The sequence below is a fragment of the Microvirga sp. P4_G7 genome (assembly GCF_056401005.1).
Genome location: NZ_JBFUKD010000504.1, coordinates 1 through 2833, shown reverse-complemented (window position 1 = coordinate 2833; position 2833 = coordinate 1). Strand labels below are relative to the sequence as shown.

At 63.2% G+C, this 2833-nt stretch carries 4 protein-coding genes; 3 read left to right on the top strand and 1 reads right to left on the bottom strand.

The annotated features are described in order from the left end of the window. Positions 1-298, bottom strand: a 298-nt coding sequence (locus tag AC1DT3_RS17070; RefSeq protein WP_477466430.1) for a phosphoribosyltransferase, incomplete at its 3' end; no start/stop codon positions are given. A gap of 257 nt (positions 299-555) precedes the next feature. Between AC1DT3_RS17070 and ftsE the strand changes: the two genes are divergently transcribed. The 3 genes from ftsE to AC1DT3_RS17055 form a co-directional block, all read left to right on the top strand. Next, complete coding sequence (ftsE, locus tag AC1DT3_RS17065) at positions 556-1329, top strand: cell division ATP-binding protein FtsE (protein ID WP_477466429.1); 774 nt, start codon at positions 556-558, stop codon at positions 1327-1329. A 4-nt stretch (positions 1330-1333) separates the two neighbouring features. After that, entirely contained in the window at positions 1334-2296 is a 963-nt protein-coding gene (locus AC1DT3_RS17060; protein WP_477466428.1) for a cell division protein FtsX, read from the top strand. Positions 2297-2376: 80 nt separating this feature from the next. Continuing rightward, a partial coding sequence (locus AC1DT3_RS17055) for a YdcF family protein (RefSeq protein ID WP_477466427.1) occupies positions 2377-2833 on the top strand: 457 nt, incomplete at its 3' end.

Here is a 2833-nt window from a genome sequence, read left to right as displayed (position 1 = left end):
GCAGGATATCGCGACCGCGCACGTCGCTCTCCACGTCCCGCAGGATCGTCACCTGGCCCGATGACACCGTGCCCGAGCGATAGCTCGACAGGTGGATGAATTCCACCTGCGGTTCGAGCCCCGCGCGATGAAGGGCGCGAATCAGGTCGGCAGCGAACATGAAGCTCCCCTTCAAGACCGCGACCACCAGGAGATTCTCGGGTTTAAACCGCGCGACTTCCTGCGCCAATTCTTCATTACGGCGGGATATGGCGGTTTCGTCGAAGAGAACCCGGATGCGGGGAGGCGTCGTCGTCATGATCGGTCCGTCGAAGAGCAAAGACGTGGGTGCAAAAGGGGACAATAGGGGTGTCCCGGCGCGATCTACACTCACGACCACGGAGAAGGGAGGAAGTCAAACGTCTCCTTTACCGTTGGTGCGCAGAATGCCGCGACCGACGTCGGCCATCGGGCAGGCGCGACAACATGACGACACAAGGGAATGGATGTTTTCATGACGACGATCGGGATTTGGCCGTGGCGACACGCCGATTTGCCGTATAAGGGCTTGCGGCGATGCGAGACGGGTGGAACCATCCGCGCCGCCTCGTCATCGATTCRTGGATCAAGGTTGGTTTGCGGCGCGTGAAAGCGTTTTACGAAAACGAATTCGATGAAGGCCTCGTCCCTTCGGTACATTTCGAGAATGTGGGCGTGCGCTATGGCATGGGCCCTGAGGTCTTGCGCGATCTGACCTTTTCCATCGAGCCGAACTCTTTCCAGTTCCTCACCGGCCCCTCGGGCGCCGGCAAGACCACATTGCTGCGGCTGATCCTCCTTTCCGTGCGCCCGACCCGCGGCCTCATTTCCCTGTTCGGTCAGGATGTGTCGAAGATCTCCAAGGGAGACATCACCGATTTGCGGCGGCGCATGGGCGTCGTGTTTCAGGATTTTCGTCTTCTCGACCATCTCACCACGTACGAGAACGTCGCCCTGCCCTTGCGCGTCCAGGGCAAGGAGGAAGCGACCTACCGGGCGGAAGTCGTCGAGCTTCTGCGCTGGGTCGGTCTCGGCGATCGCATGCATGTGCTGCCGCCCGTTCTCTCCGGCGGTGAAAAGCAACGCGCCGCCATCGCCCGCGCCCTGATCGTGCGTCCGGACTTGCTTCTTGCCGACGAGCCGACCGGCAACGTCGACCCGTCGCTCGCCCGCCGGCTGTTGCGCCTTTTCATCGAACTCAACCGTCTCGGAACCTCCGTCGTCATCGCCACCCACGACTTCTCGCTCATGGACCAGCTCGACGTCCGTCGGCTCGTTCTCGGCGAGGGGCACCTGCATATCGACGCGTGAGCGCATGAGCGACATCCCCGCCCAGAAACCGCGGCCTGCCGCCCCGGACCGCCCGCTCCCCGCTTCGCTGCGTCGGAACGCGCCGCTCGTGCCTGTCGATTCGGCCGGCGGACGCGCGCTGACCGCGGTGATTGCGATCCTGACCTTCCTCGCCGCGCTTTGCGCCGGCGGCGCCGAACTGGTGGCGGCAAGCTCCGCCCAATGGGAATCCGCCGTCTCACGCGAGGTGACCATCCAGGTCCGCCCACAGGTCCAGCGCTCCATCGAGGCCGACGTCGCGAAAGCGGTGRCTCTCGCCAAGGCGGCCCCGTCCGTGGAAGAGGTGCAGACCTTTTCCAAGGAAGAATCCGAGCGCTTGCTGGAGCCTTGGCTCGGAACGGGCCTCGATTTCGGCGATCTGCCGATCCCGCGACTGATCGTGATCAAGCTGCAAAGTGGGGCCAAGCCCGACTTTTCCGCGTTGCGCCAGATTCTCAAGGATCAGGTCCCGAATGCCAGCCTCGACGACCACGCGCTGTGGCTGTCGCGCCTCTCGACCATGGCGAACACGGTCATCGGCGTCGGCATCGTCCTCGTCATCCTCGTCCTTATCGCTGCGAGCCTCGCCGTCACCTTCGCCACGCGCGGGGCCATGGCCGGCAACCGGGAAGTGGTCGACGTGCTGCATTTCGTCGGTGCGAACGACGATTACATCGCCCGCGAGTTCCAGCGTCGGTTCTTCCGACTCGGCCTGCGCGGCAGCGCGGTCGGCGCCGGCGGCGCGCTTCTCGTGACGATCGTGCTCGGATTTTTCACCCGAACCTGGCGGGCAAGCCCGGCCGGGGACCAGCTCGAGGCGCTTTTCGGATCGTTCAGCATCGGCTGGCGCGGTTACGCTACCGTGGTCCTGATCGCCCTGATCGTCGCCCTGATCACCGCCGCCGTGTCCCGGCTGACCGTGAGACGCTTTCTTAACGAAGCCGGTTAATAGTGGGGGTTCAAAAAGGAATTGCCTCCCCCTTGCCTTATTCTGCAGTATCGTCGGCTAGGATAATTGTTCGGAGCAGGATGATCTTTCGAGCGCAGACCACGGCAAATACGAGCACCCTGGAAGCCACGGAAGCTTTCGGCTGGGGGTGGGCTGCCCATGCGGCCGATCATTTCATGCCCACACACAAATCCTGGCTCATCCGCTGTTTCTTCGCCGGCTTCTGCTGCAGCATCGCGCTCCTTTTCGTCGGGTTTTTGGGATTTTTGGGCTTCGTCTATTCCTTGGACCGGATCGAGCAGCGGCCCGAGACGGGCGCTGACGGGATCGTCGTCCTCACGGGCGGGGCCCAGCGGATCGACGATGCCATCGACCTTCTCGCCCGCGGTTACGCTGATCGTCTGCTGATCTCCGGCGTCAACGAGAAGACCAGCCGCGACAGCATCTCCCGCCTCAATCCGGGTCAGCGCCACCTGTTCGATTGCTGCGTCGATCTCGATTACCGGGCTCGCAACACCATCGGCAACGCCATCGAGA